21 protein-coding genes and 3 tRNA genes are annotated in these 22,597 nt (G+C 60.1%); 19 read left to right on the top strand and 5 right to left on the bottom strand.

Annotated features, from left to right (window positions below):
- Positions 1-55: 55 nt before the first annotated feature.
- Genes miaB through lnt form a run of 5 tightly spaced genes read left to right on the top strand, consistent with a single transcriptional unit; the run spans position 56 to position 5,618 of the window.
- A complete protein-coding gene (miaB, locus tag RE432_RS09390; protein WP_310933165.1) occupies positions 56-1,552 on the top strand; it encodes a tRNA (N6-isopentenyl adenosine(37)-C2)-methylthiotransferase MiaB in 1,497 nt (498 codons plus the stop codon).
- Positions 1,549-2,559: a PhoH family protein gene (locus RE432_RS09385; protein ID WP_310933164.1), complete on the top strand. Its 1,011-nt coding sequence runs from the start codon at positions 1,549-1,551 to the stop codon at positions 2,557-2,559. Before miaB ends, RE432_RS09385 begins: the two co-directional genes overlap by 4 nt.
- On the top strand, positions 2,549-3,034 hold the full coding sequence (gene ybeY, locus RE432_RS09380; protein WP_310933163.1) for an rRNA maturation RNase YbeY: 486 nt from the start codon (positions 2,549-2,551) through the stop codon (positions 3,032-3,034). The genes RE432_RS09385 and ybeY overlap by 11 nt, the downstream gene beginning before the upstream one ends.
- A 57-nt stretch (positions 3,035-3,091) precedes the next feature.
- Positions 3,092-3,985, top strand: a complete 894-nt coding sequence (locus tag RE432_RS09375) for a transporter associated domain-containing protein (protein WP_310933162.1) — start codon at positions 3,092-3,094, stop codon at positions 3,983-3,985.
- A gap of 4 nt (positions 3,986-3,989) precedes the next feature.
- Positions 3,990-5,618: an apolipoprotein N-acyltransferase gene (gene lnt / locus RE432_RS09370; protein WP_310933161.1), complete on the top strand. Its 1,629-nt coding sequence runs from the start codon at positions 3,990-3,992 to the stop codon at positions 5,616-5,618.
- A 25-nt stretch (positions 5,619-5,643) separates the two neighbouring features.
- On the opposite strand, the gene RE432_RS09365 is transcribed toward lnt, so the two are convergent.
- Positions 5,644-6,444, bottom strand: a complete 801-nt coding sequence (locus RE432_RS09365; protein ID WP_310933160.1) for a FadR/GntR family transcriptional regulator — start codon at positions 6,442-6,444, stop codon at positions 5,644-5,646.
- A gap of 114 nt (positions 6,445-6,558) precedes the next feature.
- On the opposite strand from RE432_RS09365, the gene denD reads away from it, so the two are divergent.
- From denD to otnI, 4 genes are all read left to right on the top strand, one after another.
- Positions 6,559-7,533, top strand: a complete 975-nt coding sequence (gene denD / locus RE432_RS09360) for a D-erythronate dehydrogenase (protein WP_310933159.1) — start codon at positions 6,559-6,561, stop codon at positions 7,531-7,533.
- The gene (otnK, locus tag RE432_RS09355; RefSeq protein WP_310933158.1) at positions 7,530-8,798 is read left to right on the top strand and encodes a 3-oxo-tetronate kinase; all 1,269 of its coding nucleotides are present in this window, start codon (positions 7,530-7,532) and stop codon (positions 8,796-8,798) included. The genes denD and otnK overlap by 4 nt, the downstream gene beginning before the upstream one ends.
- Positions 8,795-9,427, top strand: a complete 633-nt coding sequence (gene otnC / locus RE432_RS09350; RefSeq protein WP_310933157.1) for a 3-oxo-tetronate 4-phosphate decarboxylase — start codon at positions 8,795-8,797, stop codon at positions 9,425-9,427. Before otnK ends, otnC begins: the two co-directional genes overlap by 4 nt.
- Positions 9,428-9,504: 77 nt before the next feature.
- Positions 9,505-10,293, top strand: a complete 789-nt coding sequence (otnI, locus tag RE432_RS09345; RefSeq protein WP_310933156.1) for a 2-oxo-tetronate isomerase — start codon at positions 9,505-9,507, stop codon at positions 10,291-10,293.
- A gap of 43 nt (positions 10,294-10,336) precedes the next feature.
- On the opposite strand, the gene RE432_RS09340 is transcribed toward otnI, so the two are convergent.
- The 3 genes from RE432_RS09340 to RE432_RS09330 all read right to left on the bottom strand — a co-directional run bounded on the left by RE432_RS09340 (position 10,337) and on the right by RE432_RS09330 (position 13,221).
- Positions 10,337-11,614: a TRAP transporter large permease gene (locus RE432_RS09340; RefSeq protein ID WP_310933155.1), complete on the bottom strand. Its 1,278-nt coding sequence runs from the start codon at positions 11,612-11,614 to the stop codon at positions 10,337-10,339.
- Between the two features lie 32 nt (positions 11,615-11,646).
- Positions 11,647-12,141 carry a TRAP transporter small permease gene (locus RE432_RS09335; RefSeq protein ID WP_310933154.1) on the bottom strand — a complete coding sequence of 165 codons (495 nt, stop codon included), beginning with the start codon at positions 12,139-12,141 and terminating at the stop codon, positions 11,647-11,649.
- An 87-nt stretch (positions 12,142-12,228) separates the two neighbouring features.
- Positions 12,229-13,221: a TRAP transporter substrate-binding protein gene (locus RE432_RS09330; protein ID WP_310933153.1), complete on the bottom strand. Its 993-nt coding sequence runs from the start codon at positions 13,219-13,221 to the stop codon at positions 12,229-12,231.
- Between the two features lie 221 nt (positions 13,222-13,442).
- Between RE432_RS09330 and RE432_RS09325 the strand changes: the two genes are divergently transcribed.
- From RE432_RS09325 to RE432_RS09280, 10 genes are all read left to right on the top strand, one after another.
- Positions 13,443-13,518, top strand: a tRNA-Ala gene (locus RE432_RS09325).
- Positions 13,519-13,604: 86 nt separating this feature from the next.
- A tRNA-Glu gene (locus RE432_RS09320) sits at positions 13,605-13,680 on the top strand.
- A gap of 29 nt (positions 13,681-13,709) precedes the next feature.
- Positions 13,710-13,786, top strand: a tRNA-Asp gene (locus tag RE432_RS09315).
- 289 nt (positions 13,787-14,075) lie between these two features.
- On the top strand, positions 14,076-14,330 hold the full coding sequence (locus tag RE432_RS09310) for an antitoxin (RefSeq protein ID WP_310933152.1): 255 nt from the start codon (positions 14,076-14,078) through the stop codon (positions 14,328-14,330).
- Positions 14,327-14,647: a type II toxin-antitoxin system RelE/ParE family toxin gene (locus tag RE432_RS09305; RefSeq protein ID WP_310933151.1), complete on the top strand. Its 321-nt coding sequence runs from the start codon at positions 14,327-14,329 to the stop codon at positions 14,645-14,647. Before RE432_RS09310 ends, RE432_RS09305 begins: the two co-directional genes overlap by 4 nt.
- Before the next feature lie 818 nt (positions 14,648-15,465).
- The gene (locus tag RE432_RS09300; RefSeq protein ID WP_310933150.1) at positions 15,466-15,723 is read left to right on the top strand and encodes a DUF4212 domain-containing protein; all 258 of its coding nucleotides are present in this window, start codon (positions 15,466-15,468) and stop codon (positions 15,721-15,723) included.
- Positions 15,724-15,735: 12 nt separating this feature from the next.
- A complete protein-coding gene (locus tag RE432_RS09295) occupies positions 15,736-17,562 on the top strand; it encodes a sodium:solute symporter family protein (RefSeq protein WP_310933149.1) in 1,827 nt (608 codons plus the stop codon).
- Positions 17,563-17,643: 81 nt separating this feature from the next.
- Positions 17,644-19,473 carry a DUF294 nucleotidyltransferase-like domain-containing protein gene (locus RE432_RS09290; RefSeq protein ID WP_310933148.1) on the top strand — a complete coding sequence of 610 codons (1,830 nt, stop codon included), beginning with the start codon at positions 17,644-17,646 and terminating at the stop codon, positions 19,471-19,473.
- Positions 19,474-19,507: 34 nt separating this feature from the next.
- Positions 19,508-20,047, top strand: a complete 540-nt coding sequence (locus RE432_RS09285; protein WP_310933147.1) for a hypothetical protein — start codon at positions 19,508-19,510, stop codon at positions 20,045-20,047.
- Positions 20,001-21,554, top strand: coding sequence for a 3'-5' exonuclease (locus RE432_RS09280; protein WP_310933146.1), 1,554 nt, complete (start codon positions 20,001-20,003; stop codon positions 21,552-21,554). Before RE432_RS09285 ends, RE432_RS09280 begins: the two co-directional genes overlap by 47 nt.
- Positions 21,555-21,597: 43 nt before the next feature.
- Here the strand turns inward: RE432_RS09280 and RE432_RS09275 are convergent, their stop codons facing one another.
- Entirely contained in the window at positions 21,598-22,518 is a 921-nt protein-coding gene (locus tag RE432_RS09275) for a LysR family transcriptional regulator (protein WP_310933145.1), read from the bottom strand.
- Positions 22,519-22,597: the final 79 nt, after the last annotated feature.

The raw sequence follows: 22,597 nt of genomic DNA, 5'->3' as shown, positions 1-22,597 counted from the left end.
ACAATGGCGTTTTTACCTTTTGCCCCCGGGATATACACCCGTCACGGCACCCGCCATGCAAGAAACCACCCTCAAACGGAATCGTCCCGCTACGTCCGCGACGCCTGTCCAGCCCAGCGCTTTCCTGTTGCCCACCGAGCCCGAAAACCAGGCGCCGGCCCAGTTCCTGATCCCCGAAGAACCTGAACCCGCATCCCCCGCCCGCAAGCTCTTCATCCGGACTTTCGGATGCCAGATGAACGAATACGATTCGGACAAAATGGCGGACGTGCTGCGTGAAGACCAGGGCGTCGAAATCACGCAGAATCCCGAAGAAGCCGACATCATTCTGTTCAACACCTGTTCTGTGCGCGAGAAAGCGCAGGAAAAAGTGTTTTCCGACCTGGGCCGCGTCCAGCACCTGAAGCAGACCAACCCCGATCTCATCATTGGCGTGGGCGGCTGCGTCGCCAGCCAGGAAGGCGATGCCATCGTCAAGCGCGCATCGTATGTCGACGTGGTCTTTGGACCGCAAACCCTGCATCGCCTGCCCGAGCTCATCGCCCGCCGCCGCGCGTCCGGCCGCGCGCAGGTCGACATCAGTTTCCCCGAAATCGAAAAATTCGATGCCATGCCGCCCGCGCGCGTGGACGGCCCCACGGCCTTTGTGTCCATTATGGAAGGCTGCAGCAAGTATTGCAGCTTTTGCGTCGTCCCCTACACCCGGGGCGCCGAGGTGTCGCGGCCCTTCGATGATGTGTTGATGGAAGTGGCCGACCTAGCCGACCAGGGCGTCAAGGAAATCACCTTGCTGGGCCAGAACGTCAATGCCTACCGCGGCCCCATGGGCGAAGGCGCCGACATCGCCGACTTTGCCATGCTGCTGGAGTATGTCCACGACATCCCGGGTATCGAGCGCATCCGCTACACCACCTCGCATCCCAAGGAAATGACCACCCGCCTGATCGAAGCGCATGGCGCCCTGCCCAAGCTGGTGCCTTTCCTGCATTTGCCGGTACAGGCGGGCAGCGACACGATTCTTGCCGCCATGAAGCGCGGCTACACCACGCTGGAATTCAAGTCCATCGTACGCCGGCTGCGTGCCGCGCGCCCGGGGCTGACGCTGTCATCCGACTTTATCGTGGGCTTTCCCGGCGAAACCGAATCCGAATTCGAAAAGACCATGAAGCTGATCCGCGACGTAGGTTTCGACCAATCTTTTTCTTTTGTCTATTCGCGCCGCCCGGGCACGCCGGCGGCCGACCTGGAAGACGACACGCCCAAGGACGTCAAGCTGGCGCGGCTGCACCGCTTGCAAGCCCTGATCAACGAACAGGCAGACGCCATCAGCCAGAGCATGCTGGGCACCACGCAACGCATTCTGGTCGAGAAGCCGTCCCGGCGCGACCCCAACGAGCTGTCCGGACGCACCGAAAACAACCGCATTGTGAACTTCGTGGGCCAGCCCCGCCTGATTGGCCAGATGATCGATGTACGCATTACCCACGCCATGACCAATACACTGAAGGGCGATATCGTCACCAGCGAATCGGTCAGCGGGGTACATGCATGACACGTGCCGCCCGCAGCAAAGGACCCGTCGCCGTCACCCTGGAAGGCGACAATACGCACCTGGCCAATCTGTGCGGCCCGCTGGACGAAAACCTGCGCCAGATCGCCGACGGCTGGAACGTCAGTCTGAACCGCCGCGGCGACCGCGTCACAATCACCGGCGATCAGGCCAAGGCGGCCGCCAAGGCGCTCGAACTGTTCCACCGCCGCGCCGTGCACAAGGCACTGTCTGTCGACGACATCCAGTTGGGCCTGGTCGAGCTGGGCGCCGGACGCTCCCAGGCGCCAGAGGCCGCCGAACCGGCCGCCGCGCTTCCGGAACTGCCGCCCGTAGATGACCAGAGCGTCGTTCTGCGCACACGCAAATCCGACCTGCGCCCCCGTACGCCGCGCCAGCGCGAATACCTGAACCACATTCTGCGCCACGACATTACGTTCGGCGTCGGCCCGGCCGGGACCGGCAAGACCTGGCTGGCGGTCGCCTGCGCCATCGACGCGCTGGAGCGCGAAACCGTGCAAAGGCTGGTGCTGACCCGCCCCGCCGTCGAAGCCGGCGAGCGGCTGGGCTTTCTGCCGGGCGACCTGGTTCAAAAAGTCGATCCGTACTTACGCCCGCTTTATGATGCGCTCTACGACTTGATGGGCATAGAACGGGTCCAGCGCCTGTTCGAAAAACAGACCATAGAAATCGCGCCCCTGGCCTATATGCGCGGACGGACGCTGAACCATGCTTTCGTAATTCTGGACGAGGCCCAGAACACCACGCCCGAACAGATGAAAATGTTCCTGACCCGCATCGGTTTCGGCAGCAAGGCCGTCATCAATGGCGACCCGTCGCAGGTGGACTTGCCGCGCGGCCAGGCCAGCGGCCTGGTCCATGCCGTCGATGTGCTGGAATCCGTGCAAGGCATCGCCACCACCCGCTTCACCAGCCGGGATGTAGTCCGGCACCCCCTGGTTGCCCGCATTGTCGATGCTTACGAAAAGGCGGGCGACCATGTCGCCTGATCTGTCGCTGGCCGTGCAGTACGCCACACCGGCGCCCGAGCTGCCCCGCTGGCGCCTGCGCCGGTGGGTCGGGCAGGCCGTCGCCGGCGTGGCCGCGGCGGCCGGCGCGCCCGGCCCCTTTCGCGCCGCCGCCTTCACGTTGCGCTTGGTGGATGCCGACGAAGGCCGGCGCCTGAACCGCGAATTCCGCCAGAAGGACTACGCCACCAATGTCCTGACCTTCGAGTACGGCGTGGACCCGGACGGCGTGGCGGGCGGCGATATCGTGCTGTGCCTGCCCGTCCTGTATCGCGAGGCGGCGGAACAGCATAAAGCCGTGCTCGACCATGCCGCCCACCTGACCGTGCATGGCGTGCTGCACGCCTTGGGCTACGACCACATCGCCCCCGACGAGGCCGACGAAATGGAATCGCTCGAGGTCGCCATACTTCGCAAAATGGGCATTGCCGACCCCTACCAGGCCGCCGGCGCCTGATACCCTGGCCGGAAATTTCGGTTATGCTAAAACTCCTTGTATTCAGTCCCCTGGACAATGTCAGAACCTAGCTCACCCGACGCCGAGCCCCGCCCGGCAAAAAATTCCTCCAAATCCCTGTTCGAACGGCTTACCGCCTTCATGCGGCGCTCGCAACCCGAAGACCGCGAAGATATCAAGGCTGTACTCGAAGCCGCCCATGACCGCCAGGTACTCGACGGCGAATCCTACGCCATGATCTCCGGCGCCCTGGAAGTCGCCAACCAGACCGTTGCCGACATCATGGTCCCCCGCTCTAAAATGGACATGCTCGACGTCAGCAAGCCGCTGGCCGAGGTCCTTCCGGACATCATCGAAACCGGCCATTCCCGCTTTCCCGTTTACGAAGACGACCGCGACAATATCGTGGGCATCCTGCTGGCCAAAGACCTGCTGCTGTCCATTACCAACCCGGCCATTGACCTGCGCCCGCTGGTCCGCCCCGCGGTCTTCATTCCCGAAACCAAGCGCCTGAACGTGCTGCTGCATGATTTTCGCAGCAGCCGCAACCACCTGGCGATTGTGGTGGATGAGCACGGCGGGATATCGGGCCTGGTGTCCATGGAAGACGTGCTGGAACAAATCGTGGGGGACATCGAGGACGAATACGACGAAGATGCCGAAAAAACCATCTTCCAGACCGGCACCAATAGCTGGCGGGCCATGGGCATCACCGAAATCGATGTCTTCAACCGCAGCTTCAACACCGATCTGCCCAACGACGACTACGATACCCTGGGCGGCTGGCTGGCGGCCGAACTGGGCCGCATCCCGCGGCGCGGCGACAGCATCAGCCACCAGGGCCTGAACATCACGGTGGTAGGCGCCGACGCCAAACGCGCGCTGTGGCTGCATATCCAGCACGACATCGCCGACCCGCTGTCTCCGGCCGGCGCCAACACCGGCGAGTAAGCACTTGAGCAAACTCGGCCATTTCAATCGCTGGCATGCCGCCCTGCTGGCCCTGGGCGCCCTGCACGCCCTGTCTTTTGCGCCCAACCCGCTGCCGCACTGGATCCTGCCTTTCGCGCAGATCTTTACGCTGGCGGTGCTGGCGTTTTTTGTGTTCAAGGCCAGCACCGTGGCCCAGGCCGCCCTGGGCGGCTTTCTGTTCGGCGCGTCCCATTTCGCCGTCGGCCTGTACTGGCTTTACATCAGCATGCATGAGTACGGCGGCATGGCCGCCCCCATGGCGGCGGCGGCCGTCATGCTGCTGGCCGCCGGCCTGGCCCTGTTCACCACCCTGGCCACGGCGCTGGCCCGCTGGCTGTCGGCGCAGCAACCCAAGGCCTTTTCCAGCTATGGATGGCAAGTGCTGCTGGCCGCCGTCTGGGCCTCGAGCTGGACGCTGTCCGAATGGTTGCGCGGCACGCTCTTTACCGGCCTGCCCTGGCTCAATATCGGTTACGCCCATGTCGAAGGCGTCCTGGCGCCCTGGGCGCCTGTGCTGGGCGTATACGGGCTGGCCTGGCTGGCTGCCTTTGCCGCCGGCGCCATCGCCCTGCTGGCCTGCGCCAAGGACACGGCCAACGACGCCAAGGCCGCTGTCGGCGTCGGGCTGGCCATTGTGTCGGGCCTGATCGGCATCGCCCTGGGCCATGTCGCCTGGTCCAAGCCCCAGGGCGAGCCCCTGATCGTGCGGCTGGTGCAGGGCAATGTGCCGCAATCGGAAAAGTTCGACCCGGCATTGCTCCAGTACGGCCTGGCCACCTATATGGAACTGGCCGCGCTGTCGCCCAAGGAAGCCAGCGGCGCACCCGAACTGATCGTGCTGCCGGAAACCGTCATCCCTTTGTTCCAGAACAGGGTCGCGCCCCAGGTCTGGGAGCAATGGCTGGCCATCGCCCATGAACGCAATGCCACCGTCCTGATGGGCATCCCCCTGCAAGATCACTACGAAGGCGCCGACCGCTATACGAACAGCGCCATTGGCTTTGACGCCCGCACGCCGCTCGACACCCTGGTGGCGGGCGCCACCCCGATGCGCTACGACAAACACCACCTGGTTCCCTTCGGCGAATTCGTCCCGCCCGGTTTCCGATGGTTTGTCGACAGCATGCGGATACCCCTGGGCGACTTCAACCGCGGCCCCCTGCGCCAGCCCCTGTTTCCGATCAAGGACCAGATGATTGCGCCGGACATCTGCTACGAAGACGTCTTCGGCGAGGAAATCATCCAGTCGGTACGCGACAGCGCCGCCCATGGCCCCGGCGCCAGCATGTTGATCAACCTGAGCAACCTGGGCTGGTTCGGCGATTCCTGGGCCTTGCGCCAGCATCTGCAAATCTCGCGCATGCGCGCGCTGGAAACCGCCCGCCCCATGCTGCGCGCCACCAATACCGGCATGACCGCCGCCATCGACCCCCATGGGGTCGTACGTGCCGCGCTGGCGCCCATGAGCAAGGGCGTGCTTGATGTGGAAGTCCAGGGCATGACGGGCCTGACGCCCTATGTGCGCTGGGGCAACGTCCCCGTGCTGGCGTGGACGCTGCTGCTGCTTTTGTTGGGACTGGGCCTGCGAAAGCGCAAGCCCCTTCCCGCCTGACCAATCAGGGTGCGCTGGCGCGACCCTATTTCTGCAGGGCGTCCAGCGCGTGATCGATCGACAGGCTGCGCGCCACCCTGGTGACATCGGCTGTCCAGAAAGCGTCATCGGCCGCCTGAAGGCGTATTGCCGCATGTTCGATGTGATTCAGGGCGGCGGCGCGCGCCGCCGCCGCATCCTTGCGGGTAATGGCGTCCAGGATGGCGGCATGCTCAGCCTGCACCTGCCGGCTGAAATCGGCGCGGCGCGCTTCGTTATTGCGCGTGACGTGAATCGCGCTGCGCACATACTGGCTCAGGAAAGACAGCAAGGAAAGGAATAAGGGGTTACCGCTGGCCTGGGAAATCGCGGTGTGGAAAGCCACGTCTTCATCGACACCGTCGCGGCCGGCGCGCTCCGCTTTCCTGATGTTGTTGAAGGCTTTCCTGATGTGCGCGCATTGCGCGTCGCTGCGCCGCTCGGCGGCCAGCGCCGCCATTTCGCCCTCGATGCCACGGCGCAGTTCAATCACACGCAAGACCGCCTGCAAGGAATCATGCGGGTCGATATCCAGCCTGAACGGCGTGGCGGCGCCGGGTTCAAGCACCCGGGTCCCGCTTCCTTGCCGCGTGGCCACCATGCCTTCCGACTTCAGGCGGGAAATCGCTTCGCGAATGACCGTCCGGCTCACGCCGAAACGCTGCGCCATATCGACTTCGGACGGCAGGCGCGCGTGAACCGGAAAAGTGCTGTCCTTGATTTCCCCGATCAAAACCTGCGTAACCCGGTCCGCCAGGGTGCCCTTTTTTTTCTCCGGCTTTTTGCCGGTTTCTGTCAAGCCGTCCATGAAAACACCCGCGGTTATATCAGTGTGATTGCAGTCGCCCATTTTGTTGACATGATACAGATTAATCCATAAACTGGTAAGAAATTTGTATGACAACATTTAGCGAGCCATAACATGCACATCGCCATCACGGGCGCCGCCGGTTTTCTTGGAAGCAAGCTGGCAAAACAACTATTAACTCAAGGCTCACTGATCGGGCGTAGCGGCCAGGCTGAAAAAATCTCCCGCATTACCATGGTGGACATTGCCGCAGCAGCCGGCTTCTCGGACCCTCGCATCGATGTGCGGGTGGGCGACATTTCCGACCCCGCCGTCATTGCGTCAGCCATCACCCCCGATACGCACAGCGTCTTTCATTTGGCGGCCATCGTCAGCGGCCACGCCGAACTCGACTTCGACCTGGGCATGAAAATAAACTTTGACGCGACGCGTCAAATACTGGAACGCGCCAGGGCGCTGGAAACCCGCCCCCGCGTGATATTCACCAGTTCGGTGGCTGTCTTCGGCGGCGCGCTTCCCGACACGGTGCCCGACACCATGAGTCCCGTGCCGCAAAGCTCGTACGGCGCGCAAAAGGCCATGGGCGAGCTGCTGGTCAACGACTACAGCCGCAAGGGTTTCATCGACGGGCGCATCTTGCGCATGCCAACCATTTCCGTACGGCCCGGCGCCCCGAACAAGGCGGCCTCCAGCTTTGCCAGCGGCATCATCCGCGAACCCCTGAACGGCCAAGTATCGGTTTGTCCGGTAGGCGGTGACACACGCATGTGGCTGATGTCGCCGCGCCAGGCCATTCGCAATCTGATCCACGGCCACGAGCTGGACGCCGGGCTGTTCGAAGCCAGCCGTATCCTCAGCCTGCCCGGCCTGTCGGTCACCGTACGCGACATGGCGGATGCCCTGGCCAGCGTGGCGGGCAGCGAAACCGCGCAGCGCATACATTGGCGCGAAGACGAAGCCGTGAAACGCATCGTCAATTCGTGGCCGGGCAACTTCGACGCCACACGCGCCAAGGCGCTGGGTTTCACGGCAGACACGAATTTCAGCGACATCATCCGCGCTTATCTGGAAGACGACAGAACATCATGAGCATATTGCTGGGCTGCATCGCGGACGACTTCACCGGGGCCACCGATCTGGCCAGCATGCTGGTGCATGCCGGCATGCGCACGGTGCAGACCATAGGCATACCCACAGCGCCGTTGCCCGCGGGCACCGACGCCGTGGTCATCGCCCTGAAGTCGCGCACCATCGCCGCCGACCAGGCGGTGGCGCAGTCGCTGGCGGCACTGCACTGGCTGCGCGATGCCGGCTGCCGCCAAGTCTATTTCAAATATTGCTCCACTTTCGACTCGACCGACCAAGGCAATATAGGGCCGGTCGCCGAGGCGCTGATGAGCGCGCTCGGCACACCCTTCACGATTGCCTGTCCGGCGTTTCCCGAGAACAAGCGCACGATATTCAAAGGCCACCTGTTCGTGGGCGACACCCTGCTGGCCGAAAGCAGCATGCGCAATCATCCCCTGACCCCGATGCACGACTCCAATCTGCAACGGGTGCTGCAAGCCCAAACAGCCGGGAAGGTCGGCCTGATCGAACACAGCACCGTTGCCGCCGGGCCGCAGGCCATCGTGGAACGCATGGACAGCCTGCAGGCCGAAGGCGTGGGCATCGCCATCGTCGACGCCATCTCCAATAACGATCTGCTGCACATCGGCGCGGCGTGCTCGGGCCTCCCTCTGGTCACCGCCGGCTCGGGCATCGCGCTGGGCCTGCCGCAGAATTTCCGCGCCCAAGGCCTGCTGGACACAAAGGATGCGGCGCTCGACCTGCCGCCAACCCTGGGCTTGCGCGCCATTGTGTGCGGCAGCTGCTCGCAGGCCACCCAGGCGCAACTGGCCGACGCCATGGCGCGCGGCATCCCCGCCTATGCCGTCGATCCCCTGCGGCTGGCCGCCAATGAAGATCAGGTGGCGGACGCCATGGCCTGGGCAAGCCCCCTGCTGCCCCAGGGACCGGTCATCGTCTATGCGACCGCCTCGTCCGACCGTGTCAAGGCGGCACAGGAACAGCTGGGCGTGGAACGCGCGGGAGCGCTGGTGGAAGAAGCGCTGGCGGAAATCGCCCGGCAACTCGTCCAGGCAGGCGTACGCCAACTGATTGTCGCGGGCGGTGAAACCTCGGGCGCGGTCGTGACGGCGCTGCAAGTGCGCAGCTTGCGCATCGGCCCCACCATCGATCCCGGCGTGCCCTGGACGGTCAGCCTGGGCGCCACGCCTATCGCCCTGGCCCTCAAGTCCGGCAACTTCGGCGCCACCGACTTCTTCACCAAGGCATGGAGCGCCCTGCCATGAACGAATCCCGTCTGCGCGAAGCAATCTGCCATTTCGGCGCCTCTTTGCATCAGCGCGGCCTGACGGCCGGCAGCAGCGGCAACATCAGTGTGCGCACCGACGACGGCTGGCTGCTGACGCCCACCAACAGTTCATTGGGCGCGCTCGACCCCGCAAGCCTGTCCAAGCTGGACTGGAACGGCAAGCTGCTGTCCGGCGCGCCGCCCTCCAAAGAGGCCTTCCTGCATCGCGCCATGTACGAAGAAAGGGCCGGTGCCGGCGCCATCGTCCACCTTCATGCCACCCATTCCGCGGCGGTTTCCTGCATGGACGGCCTGAATCGCTGCGACTGCATCCCCGCGCTGACACCCTACTTCGTCATGAAGATCGGCAAGCTGCCCCTGATTCCCTATCACCGGCCCGGCGATCCTCATCTGGGCGACGCCATACGCGGCCTTGCCGCCAGGCACAGTGCCGTCCTGCTGGCCAATCACGGGCCGGTCGTCTCGGGCGCGACCCTGGAATCAGCGGTATACGCCATGGAAGAACTCGAAGAAACCGCCAAGCTTTTCCTGCTGCTCCAGGGGCACAACCCGCGTGTGCTGACCCCAGAGCAAATAGACGAACTCAACACGGTATTCAAGCAATAGCCCGCTCTGCGGGCACGGTGGCCAGCCGCGCCGCCGCAACCCCAGCGCATAAAGAAATTGTCCTGATCGGAACCATCATGCCCAAACTTGCCGCCAACATCACCATGATGTTCAACGAACTGCCTTTTCTGGCGCGTATCCAGGCGTCCGCGCAGGCCGGCTTCAAAGCCGTTGAATTCCTGTTCCCCTACGACTTCGACGCGCAGGACATTGCCGCCGAACTGAAGCGCCACGGGCTCAAGAATGTCCTGTTCAATACGCCGCCAGGCGACTGGGATGCGGGCGAGCGCGGCATCGCAGCCCTGCCGGGCCGTTCCGACGAATTCCGTGCCGGCGTGGCCCAGGCCATCGCCTATGCACAGGCGCTCGGAACGCCCAATATCCACGCTATGGCCGGCCTGCTGCCCGCCGGCGCGGATGTGGACCAATGCAGGGCCACCTTCATCGACAATCTTGAGTACGCCGCGCGGCAATGCGCTGCGCATCAGATCAATGTGCTGATCGAACCCATCAACCAGCGCGACATGCCGGGCTATTTCCTGAGCTTGCAAGACCAGGCGCACGCGATACGCCAAGCGGTCAATCAGCCCAACCTCAAAGTGCAGATGGATTTCTATCATGCGCAGATCATGGAAGGCGATATCGCCATGACCTTCCGCAAGTTCCAGCCGCATGTGGGGCATATACAGATTGCCGGCGTGCCCGAACGGCACGAGCCCGACACGGGTGAAGTGAACTATGCTTATTTATTCCAGTTGCTCGACGAGCTGGGGTACGACGGCTGGGTAGGATGCGAATACCGGCCGGCCCATGGCACAGTGCCGGGCCTGGGCTGGATGCCCAAGCTCCTGGACCCGAAAAAATAACAGAACGGAGGGTTCTTTTTGCCGCCGGGCCGCCAAGGACCCGTCAGCGTGCGTACACCAGATCCCTAAGGAACAGCGACAGCGACGGGAAATAGGTGATGACCATCACACACCCCAGGATCACCAGCACAAAAGGCACGAGCTTGGGAATGATTTTGTCCAGCGAGACCTTGGCCACAGCGCAGGCCGCGTACAGATTCACGCCGAAAGGCGGCGTGATCATGCCCATGGCCAGGTTGACCACCATGATGGTGCCGAAGTGCACCGGATCGACGCCGAACTTCATGGCCACCGGAACCAGGATGGGCGCCAGCACGATGATGGAGGCCGACGTCTCGATGAACATGCCGATGACGAACAGGGCTGCATTGACGCCAAGCAGGAACATATTGGGGCTGGTCAGGTGCTCGGCCAGGAAATTCCCTATCATGTCGGGCACGCCGGCGCGGGTCAGCATGAAACTGAACAAGCCCGCATTCGCGATGATGAACATGATGACGGCCGACGAGATCACCGACTTCTTCAGCACCGCCATCAGATGGCGCAGTTTGATCTGGCGGTAGATGAATGCGCCCACGATCCAGGCATAGAAAACCGCCACCACCGACGCTTCGGTCGGTGTGAAGATACCGCCGTATATCCCGCCAAGAATAATGACCGGCATCAACAAAGCCAGGGAGGCGTGGCTGCTGGCGCGCCAAACCGGCATGCGTCCGACGCCGTCCTGCTTGCCGTAGCCATAGTACCGGGCGTAGAGCAGCGTGAAGATCATCAGGACGCCGCCGATAAGAATGCCGGGGCCGATGCCGGCGATGAACAGCTCGCCGATGGACACTTCCGCCGAGACGCCATACAGAATCATGGGAATGGACGGCGGAATGATGACGCCCAGCTCAGCCGATGTGGCCTGCAGCGACGCCGCGTAGCTGACCGGATAGCCGTGCTTGACCAGGGCCGGAATCAGGATGGCGCCGATGGCGAAGGTGGTGGCGACGGATGATCCCGACACCGCGGCGAAGATCATGCAGGTCAGTACGCAGGTGGCCGACAGCCCGCCCTGTACCCCGCCCACCAGCGACTTGGCAAACTCGACCAGCCGCTGGGAAATTCCGCCCGCCTCCATCAGGTTGCCGGCCAGGATGAAGAAAGGGATGGCGGCCAGTGGGAACTTGTTGATGGAATTGAAAATTTCCTTGACGGCCACCAGCATGTTTGCTTCGGCTACGACAATGCCGACCACGCTGGCCAGCCCGATGGACACTGCAATGGACACCGAGATCGCAAAGCAGGCGATCATCGTGATAAGCATGGCTGTCGTCATATTTGTTCTTCTTTCAGGCGTTTAGGCAGAGGCTACTGTGCGGTTTCCAGTTCTTCGTGGCGCGGGTCCAGGTAGTTCCCGATCACGCCGACCATGGCGAAAACAGACCCTATCGGCAAAGCCACAAAAGCCCAGAACATCGAGAAAAACTCCAGGCCGATAATGGTCTGGACCTTGCCGCGCTGCGCGTAATCCCACCCGTACCAAGCAATAACGATCAGAAGCGCCAGGGATAAAAGCGTGATCACGGCCTCTAGCACCCGGCGAAACCGGGGCGGCGCCGTCCGGTGCATCAAGTCCACTGAAATCATGGCGCCGTAGCGAAACGCCGCGGGAATCCCCAGGAACACCATCCAGACCAGCGCTATCCTGACAATGACTTCGCTCCACTCCGATGGCAGCTCGAAGACGAAGCGCATCAGCACTTGCACCATGCCCATGCTGGCGGCGACGACCAGCATCAGGCAGGCCAACCCGGTCGAAAGCGTTGTCAGGCGGTGTTCAAAATTCAAGAAAGCTGTTTTCACGTTTTTCCTTGAGAGGAAATGTGTTGGGCACTGAAGGAACAGAGACAGAAACGCCCCATGATAATGGGGCGCTTTGCCATAAAAGTCTTATTTTGCGGCGCGGATCCTGTCCAGATTTTCTTTGCCGAATTGTTTGTTGAAGTCAGCCATGATCGGCTCCAGCGCCGCCTGGAACTGCGCCTTGTCTATGGTCTCGATCACTTCCATACCCTTGCTGCGCAAGTCGGCCACCGCATTTTTCTCGTCGGAATCGATGCGATCCCGATTGGCCTTCACGCCGATGCGCGCCGCCTCGATGAATGCCTTCTTGTCCTCATCCGACAGCTTGTCGAACGTGGCCTTGTTCATCAGGTAAACACCCGGGGAATAGACGTGGCCCGTCAGGGTCAGGTACTTCTGCACCTGGTCGAATTTGGAAGCGGTGATCACCGACAGGGGATTTTCCTGGCCGTCCACCGTGCCCTGCTGCAGCGCGGTGAACACCTCGCTGAACGCCATCGGCGTGGGATTGATGCCAAAGGCCTTGTAAGCCTGGATATGCACAGGATTCTCCACCGTGCGCATTTTCAGTCCTTGCATGTCGGCGGGCACCTTGATGGGATGCTTGTTGTTCGTCATATGGCGAAAACCGTTCTCCGCCCAGGCCAAGGCCTTGAACCCCTTGGGTTCGAACTTTTCCAGCATCTCGTCGCCGATAGGGCCGTCGAGCACGCCTCGTGCATGCGCATAATCGGTAAATAGATAGGGCACGTCCAGAATCTTCACTTCCGGCACAAAGTTGGGTACAGGACCGCTGGACGTCCAGGTCAGTTCCTGCGTCCCCATCTGCACCGATTCCATGGCCTCGCGCTCGGCGCCCAAAGAACTGGCGTAAAAGGTCTTGATCACATAGCGGCCATTGGTCAGCCTTTCCACTTCCTTGGCAAAAGTATCGATCGCAACGCCTTGATGCGAATTTTGCGGTGAAGAAATGCTGATGCGCATCACCGTCTGCGCCGAAGCGCTAGCGCCCAACGCAAGTCCGGCTGCCATGACGGACAGCATGAGCCCAACAGTAGTAGTACGGCGGGAAATATTCATTTTGTCTCCTGGGAATTCGAATTTATTCTGTGATTGAAGGAATACCAGCTTCTGCTTGCTCGGCTCACTGGGAGCGCCCGCTTCGGGATGGTTTCTTGATAATCTGTATTACAACATATGTAATACAACTTTCGCAACGTACCAACAAAAAAACGCAGGTCGACTTGCACACATAAAAATTTTGGTGCATAATCTCGCTTCTTCGCTAGACAAGCCAGTACGGGGGTATAGCTCAGCTGGGAGAGCGCTTGCATGGCATGCAAGAGGTCAGCGGTTCGATCCCGCTTACCTCCACCAGTCGAACGGAGAATGCCTGTTTCGGTTTTCAGGCAGCAGTAAATCAGCGTATTAAATATGCTATGATACGCAGCTTGTTTTGTCCTGTCCCCTTCGTCTAGAGGCCTAGGACACCACCCTTTCACGGTGGGTACAGGGGTTCGAATCCCCTAGGGGACGCCAGCATTTCTGGCAATAGCAGTACCCGCTGCGGAGCGGTAGTTCAGTTGGTTAGAATACCGGCCTGTCACGCCGGGGGTCGCGGGTTCGAGTCCCGTCCGCTCCGCCAAAGAATTCAGAAAAAAAGCACTTGCACGATGCAAGTGCTTTTTTTTCGTTCCGACTTATATTTCAAAGTCGGGTTTTTCATTCCAAAGTTTGGATTACCCGACTTTCGGGCTGGCTGGAAAGCCGCGCCAGGCCTAGCTTTCCGAGTTGGGTCAACTCGGCCCATGTCGCCGGTATGCCACTAACGAGCATCAGTTCTACTCGACTTTTGCTCAATTAAACAAGAAGCCACCACAAAAAAACATCATTTGTGCTAATGTGAGTTTAATGCAAGTTGACGGAGTTTCCAAATGAGCCGCCTCACTATCGACATAACCGACCAGCAGCACAAAAGCCTGAAAGCTTTAGCGGCGTTGCAAGGCAAAACCATCAAACAATATGCGCTTGAAAGGCTATTTCCTGACTCCACCGGGGACGAGGAAGCTTGGCAAGAACTCAGAACCCTATTGAGCAACCGCATCCATGAAGGACTTTCCGGCAAAATCTCTACTCTAAACCTCAGAAACATCCTCGACGAAGAACTCGCCAAGGGCAAGCAATCTTGAACGGGCATTACGCCCTCACAACCGCTGCGGAAAGCGATACTCGCGAAATCATTCGCTACACCCGCCAGCACTGGGGTGACGCCCAGGTGCGTCGCTATATCGAGACATTGGAAGAAGGTATTTCCCGCCTTGCTCTCGGTCGCGGCACTTTCAAGGACATGAGCACGATCTACCCGGGGTTACGTATGGCTCACATTGAGCATCACTACGTATTTTGTCTAGCACGCGAAAATGCTCCCGCACTGATCGTGGCAGTTTTCCATGAGCGCATGGACCTAATGACGCGACTTACATCCAGGTTAAAGAGAAGCGATTGAATCAATCCTTTCTTTCAGAATATTTGAAATATAAGTCGGCAAAATTCTATAGAAACCAGGCTAAACTCGGGAGTTTCTGGAATTCAAAATAGCTGGAAATCCGCATAAACATTAACTTGAAGCACTATCCTGTCACGCCAGGGTCGCGGGTTCGAGTCCTGCCCGCTCCGCCAAAGAATTCAGAAAAAAAGCGCTTACTTTTCCGTAAGCGCTTTTTTTCGCCTGGGCTTACGGATTTCATTATGCAATGAGCCATGCGTACCCTTTGGACAGATCAGCCCTCCTGTCTCGCCTCGGTAATGTGCCCAGATGCATGCGCAATACGTATTCCGGACGGCACAAACCGAAGCCATCACGCTGCAGGTGGCCGGGCTCTATCGGCACAGACACCCCGTTCAGGAGCGTTGTTCTGCTGCCACAGCCAAACAAAACTGACAAGCTCCTTACAACAAGGCATGCTAGATTTGGCACTAGGCTGAAAAATAAATATTGATGGGCGCTTGCCGGCCACGAGCAGGAGCCCACTGCACAGGATACTGACCTGTAGCAAAAACAGCGGAGGCGACGCCAGCATGATAGCTTTGGAGCAGTCTGCAACGCCCAGCGGCAGGGTTCCCCTTACCGCCCTTACTGTATGTATGCCTGTCGGCATTTTTCTCTCACCCACGCGTTTTCTGCCTGCCCGCGCGCGCAGGCAACCTCTACGCATCCGCAGCACGCCACCAATTCGCAACGAATACCGCATCCCGCGGCTAAAGAAGAAGGCGGCGCCCTGACGGGCGATCGTCCGCCAACAATTTTAAAACCAGGAGATATACATGGCGGAACACTCATCTTCACGCGCCTACTGGAAAGCCAACCTGAGAGTCATCGGCATCAGTTTGGCGATCTGGTTCATCTGCTCGTTCGGCATGGGCATTATCTTGCGCCCAGCGCTGTCCGGCATCATGGTAGGAGGCGCCGATCTCGGATTCTGGATGGCACAGAACGGAGCGATCTACATCTTCATCATTCTGATCTTTGTCTACACCAAGGTGATGAACAAGCTCGACCGTGAACACGGCGTTGAAGAATAAGAGGGGCGGAATATGGATCAATTTACGCTGAACCTAATTTTTGTTGGCGCCACATTTGCCATATACATTGGCATTGCGGTGTGGAGTCGAGCCGGCAGCACGGCGGAATTCTATGCCGCGGGCCAGGGTGTGCACCCCATCGCCAACGGCATGGCCACGGCGGCCGACTGGATGTCTGCCGCGTCCTTCATTTCCATGGCCGGCATTATTGCGCTGGCCCCTACCGGCGGCTATGAACAATCCGCCTACCTCATGGGCTGGACAGGCGGCTATGTGCTGCTGGCCATGTTGTTGGCGCCCTACCTGCGCAAGTTCGGCAAGTTCACGGTTCCCCAGTTCATCGGTGACCGTTTTTATTCCAACGGCGCCCGTCTTCTGGCCGTCGTCTGCCTTATTGTCATCTCGATCACCTACGTGATCGGCCAGATGCGCGGCGTGGGTGTCACTTTCTCGCGCTTCCTTGAAGTATCGACCGACATGGGCTTGTATATCGGTGCAACCATCGTGTTCATCTACGCTGTGTTCGGCGGCATGAAAGGCATCACCTACACTCAGGTCGCGCAATACGTCATACTGATCATCGCCTACACGATCCCCGCCCTGTTCATTTCGCTGAGCCTGACCGGCAACGTGCTGCCCCAGTTGGGCCTTATCGGCAACTATGCGCCCGGCGGCGGCGATGTCGCCTTCCTGACAAAATTGAATCAGGTCGTAACCGAACTGGGCTTCAGGGAATATACATCCGACACCACGAACCGATTGAATATGTTCCTGTTCACGCTGTCGCTGATGATCGGTACCGCCGGCCTGCCCCACGTCATCATCCGCTTCTTCACCGTGCCCAAGGTGGCCGATGCGCGTTCCTCGGCGGGCTGGGCGCTGGTCTTCATTGCCCTGCTCTATACCGTCGCACCGGCAGTGGGTTCCATGGCACGCCTGAACCTCACCACCACCATGTGGCCTTCAGCCATCACGGCCAATGCCGTCGACGGCCCCGCTGTTTCGCGCGCTGACATCGACAGCAAGCCCGAGCTTTCCTGGATCCGTACCTGGGAAGCAACCGGCCTGCTCGACATCGAAGACAAGAACGGCGACGGCCTGATCCAGTACTACAACGACAAAGCGCCCGCCGATCACCCCATTACCAAGCTCGCTGCAGAACGGGGCTGGAAGGGCAATGAGCTGGTAAAAGCCGACAACGACATTATGGTGCTGGCCAACCCCGAAATCGCTGGCTTGCCGGGCTGGGTCATTGCGCTGGTCGCTGCGGGGGCGCTTGCCGCTGCACTCTCGACCGCTGCAGGATTATTGCTGGCGATTTCGTCAGCCATTTCGCACGATCTCATCAAGGGTTCCATCAAACCCGACATCTCTGAGAAAGACGAACTCATGGCTGCGCGTATTGCCATGACCTTCGCCATTATCGTGTCTACTTGGCTGGGTCTGAACCCACCGGGCTTCGCCGCGCAGGTGGTGGCGCTGGCTTTCGGCCTGGCCGCGGCAACCATCTTTCCTGCGCTCATGATGGGCATCTTTTTCAAACGCGTGAACAAGCAGGGCGCCATTGCCGGCATGCTGGTAGGCCTGGTATTCACAGCCGTGTATATATTCATCTATAAAGGCTGGTTTTTCATTCCTGGCACCAACAACCTGCCCGACACGGCCGAGCATTACTTCTTCGGCATTTCGCCGTTGTCGATTGGCGCTGTTGGAGCCCTGGTGAACTTCATCGTGGCCTTCGCGGTTTCTTCCTTCACCGAAGAACCGCCCAAGGAAATTCAGGCTATGGTTGAATCGATCCGCATTCCCAGAGGCGCAGGCGCTGCCACGCAGCATTAATGTAGGCTTACCGTCGGGTATTTTGCCCGGCACCAACCAAACAGATGGGTGCTTCACGCACCCATCTGCTCCAAGAGCCCCATGAACGATACGCATCAAGCTATTGCAGCATTCCTGGAAAGTGCGCATCCCTACGACAATCTTTCGGCAGAGGAACGCCTGCACATTGCCGAAACGATGCGCTGCCGCACTTATCAGGCCGGCGATCTCATCTACAAGGTCGACGATGTGCTGGGCGGGATATTTATCATCATGGATGGCGAAGTCCAAACCACTGACCGTCACGGCGCCGTGGTCTCCATGCTGGCTGCCCGCGACACCTTCGGCGAACGCGGTTTTCTGCGCGACGGATATGCCGCCACCACCGCCCACGCCACCCGGGAAAGCCATATCCTGCAGCTTCCCGCAGAAGAATTTCATCGGCTGCTGGACACCTTTGCGCCGTTCCGGCGCTATTTCAACCGGGCCCAGCAGCCGTATTCGCGCAGCGCCGATATTTCCACGCGGAAAGTCTCTGAGCTGATTGCGCGGGCGCCGCTGTCTTGCCCGCCCTCCACGACCGTAGCCGAAGCCGCCCGCATCATGCGCGCCCATCATGTTTCTTCGCTGGGCATTACTGAGCCAGGCACCGACACACTGCTGGGCATACTGACCGCGCGCGACCTGACCCACCGGGTCTTGGCCGAAGGCCGGGACCCGTCCACCACGGTTCGCGAAGTCATGACCACTGATCCGGCCTCCTTGCCTATGAACGCCCTGGGTTCGGATATCCTGCATTGCATGCTGGAGAACAAAGTGGGCCATCTACCCATTGTTGATCACGGCCGCTTCGCCGGCATGATCACCCAAACAGATATCATGCGCTTCCATGCCGTCAGCGCGGCAGCCCTGGTCACAGACCTTGCCAAGGCAGATAATGTGGCCGACATGGCGGCGACCAGCAAACGCATTCCCGATTTGCTGGTACAACTGGTGGGCGCCAGCCATACTCATGAAATCATCACCCGGCTGATTACCGATATCGCCGACACCATTACCCGCCAACTGCTGAAAATGGCGGAAGCCCAGCTAGGGGCGCCACCCGTCCCCTATCTGTGGCTGGCCTGCGGCAGCCAGGGGCGGCAGGAACAATCCAGCGTGTCCGACCAGGATAACTGTCTGTTCCTGGACGACAGCGTCTCTCCCGCCGACATGCCCTACTTTGCCCAGTTGGCCCGCATCGTTTCCGATGGTCTCAACGCCTGCGGATATATCTACTGCCCCGGCGACATGATGGCCACCAATCCGCGCTGGTGCCAACCCGTGCGGGTATGGCGCGAATACTTTCATAGCTGGTCTGTCACACACGAGCCAGCATCGCAGATGCTGGCCTCCGTCATGTTCGATCTGCGCCCTATAGGTGGCGCTGCCAGCCTGCACCGCAACCTGCAGGCGGAAACCCTGGACATGGCGTCAAAGAACTCGATATTCATGGCGCACATGATCGCCAACAGCCTGCAGCATACCCCGCCCTTGGGCATGATCCGAGGATTCTCGCCACTGCGCACCGGCCCTCATCGCCACCATCTCGACATGAAGCTCAATGGCGTCATCCCCGTCACCGACCTGGCGCGTATCTATGCCCTGCAGGGCCGTATCCCCGATGTCAATACACGGGTACGGCTGCAAGCCGCTCAGGAAGCCGGCGTCATTTCCGCATCGGGGGCCAGCGACCTGATTAATGCCTACGATGTCATCGCCATGATTCGCCTTCAAAACCAGGCCGATATGATCAAATACGGGCACGAACCTTCCAACTACCTGGCCCCAGCCGATCTTTCCGATTTCGAACGCAATCATCTGCGCGATGCGTTCGTCGTGGTGCGCACCATGCAATCGGCCATAGACCGTGGCCGCAGCGCCTTGCGCTGATTTTCCAACCCAGAACCGGACAGGACACTCAAGAATGTGGGTCGATCTTATTTCAATGGCCGCCGTCGGCATCCTTGTGGCATGCATGGTGTTCATCATTCGCCGCAGTCTCGCCAAAAGGGGCCGCACCCCGCCTCGATGGATCTTGCCCGCCGCGATTGGCGCAGGCATGATCAGCTACAGCGTCTGGAATGAATACACATGGTTCGGCCGTATCACAGCCGGCCTGCCCTCGGGCGTGGCTGTCGTGGCTCAAGGTGAACGCAGCGCCGTCTGGGCACCCTGGACTTACCTGCACCCGGTCACCATCCGCTTCATTGCACTGGATACCCGCGCCCGGGTGGAATCCGAGCATCAAGCCGGCCTGGTCGTCACCGAACTGCTGCTGGTCGAACGCTGGCAGCGCACTCGCCGGGTGCCCGTGGCCTTCGATTGCCACCGCGCCAGCCGCGCCGATCTGCTCGGCGATACCCACCTGACATCCACCGGCAAACTGGAAAACGCCCGTTGGCAAGCCATGAAATCCGATGACCCCATGCTTCTTGCCGCATGCCAGAACCCGCTTCCTGCCTGACATCATGAAACAAGGTTGCACCAGCCTGCACGCCCTGCTGCAACGACTCAGCCTGCGGCAGCGTATCTTTCTGCTTTTTGCCGGGCTGGCAGCCGGTGCAGCCCTGGCATTGATGATCAGTCTGTATTACGGCTATGCCAGAGATCCCGGGCCAGCAACACTGAATGCGGTGCTTACCGGGGGCGTCATCGCAGGTTCCCTCATACTCGGCCTGGTGGTCGCCCTGTGGCGGCTATTCGACGAAAACGTCGCCAAGCCTCTTGATCGTCTGGCCGGCGACTTGCGCGCCCGCACACACGCCCACATGACAAGCGAGCTCGAAGACACCCAGGCCCGCCACCTGGGCGACCTGGCGCCTGCCGCCACCGCCTTGATCAAGCACCTGGGCGAAGCCCGCAACGAACTTGCTGAAACCGTCGCCCGCGAAACCGCATGGCAGGTCACGGAAAATGAACGTCTGGCGACCCTGCTCGCGGATGTTCCCGTCGGTGTGATCATGTGCACCGCCGAGCACCAGGTCGCACTGTATAACGGACAGGCAATCAGCCTGCTGGGTGACGCCCAAGCCGCCAACGCACCTGGACTGGACCGCTTGGTGTTCAACTATTTGGACGAACAGCCCATCCGCCAGGCCTACGAACAATTGCTGCAGCACAACAGGAGCGATACCGAAATCGACATAGTGTGTACTGCCCGCCACACACTTCGGCCGCTACGGGTCCGAATCCGGCTGTTGTCCGGTGCCTTGGCGGCCTCGCATGGCAAAAAACCCGGATATGTACTGGCCTTGCACGAACACGGCCACGCGCCGCCACACTTGCTCACGCCTGCGCGTACGATTGTTTACGACTTCGGGTTATTGAACAAAGGCCGCAACGCCGATATGGCGAACACAGCACTGGACGACCTGACCTATGTCGTGTTCGACACCGAGACCACGGGCTTGCTGCCCAGCAGTGGCGATGAAATCGTACAGCTCGCCGCCGTCCGTATCGTCAACGGCAGGCTCATGGAGAATGAAGTCTTGAACACACTGGTCAACCCGGCCATGGCCATTCCAACTGCCTCCACCCGCATCCATGGCATCTCCGACGCCATGGTGGCGGATGCCCCCGCCATTGAACAGGTAGCACGGCGTTTCCACAAGTTTGCCCAAGGCGCCGTCCTGGTCGCCCACAACGCCTCATTCGACCTCGCCTTCCTGCAGCGTACTGAAGCCCGCATAGGCTTATGCTTTGACCACCCTGTGCTGGATACCGTACTGCTGTCGGCAATTGTGTTCGGGCAGTCTGAAAACCACGGCCTGGATGCCCTGGCCGCCAGGCTGGGGGTAGACTTGCCCGGCCACGCGCGCCATACCGCCATCGGCGATGCGGTCGCGACGGCCGATATCCTGCTGAAGCTGCTTCCCGTCCTGAAAGCCCGTGGCCTGCAAACCGTAGGCGCATTGCAAACCGAAATGCAGCGCCACAGCCGTCTGCTGAGCGGCAAGAACGGTGTCCGCTGAAAGACATGGCCCGCCAGCGAGTCATTAACAGATGTACATAAGACTATCCATCCCAGGCGGAACCATCCGCTACTTTTTTCAATTTGCTCGACCGGCTCTGTAGCAATGCCTTGAATTGGATAGCGGCAGGCGATAGCACTCGATCGGTCCGGCGACACACGCCAATCCTGCGCATAGGCGTCGGCCCCTTGAGCCGGCGCGTCGTCAGATCCAGCATATTGACTTCAGGCAACACCGTGACAGGAAGCAATGTCACCCCGAAGCCTTCTCGCACCATCCCCAGGGCGGTAAACATGCTGGCTACGTCATAAGCGCCCTTCTCCACAATATGATTAGCGGCAAACGCCTCTGCGATCTGTTCTCTCGTGCTCGATTGATGAGACATCAGAATCAATTGCTCGGACTGTAGCTCGTGCCACCGGCACAATTCATTTTGGGAGAGTGGATGGTTATACGGCATTACTACGACCAGTTCCTCTTCGAATAGCTCGTCAAATGCAATCTCATTAGACTTCGTCGAGTGGGCACACACTGCAAAATCCAGTTCCCCGCGTAAAACATGGTCATACAAGGCACCGTTATAGTCTTCACGCAAGCTCACCGTAACGCCTGGAGAGCTTCTACGGAAATCTCCAAGTGCTTGAATGACCAAACCTATCGCGAGCGATTGAAGCGACCCCACTGACAAGTGCCCACACTCCGCACGCGCGACTGCACGGGCGTTCTCGTACGCTTCGAAAATGCTTCGCACGCCACCCTGCACCCTTTCGTAGAAGACTTGACCCGCTGCTGTCAAGCTAACTCGCCTGGTTGTGCGCTCAAACAGCTTTACCTCCATTCCCGCTTCGAGCTCACGTATCAGTTGTGAAAAAGCAGGCTGCGTCATATGCAGCCGTTGCGCGGCGCGTGTAAAGGACAGCAGCTCCGCCGCAATGACGAACCCCTCAAGCTGTCTGGACGTCATTTGGCGGAGAACTTCTACGGTTTCACGAGGTAAAGGATGAACTAGTCCGCTCATTATTAATAAGCAAAAATATAACAAT

It is taken from the genome of Pusillimonas sp. SM2304 (assembly GCF_031628915.1).
Classification (GTDB): Bacteria; Pseudomonadota; Gammaproteobacteria; order Burkholderiales; family Burkholderiaceae_B; genus Pusillimonas_C.
This window is presented reverse-complemented; position numbering and strand designations above follow the sequence as displayed.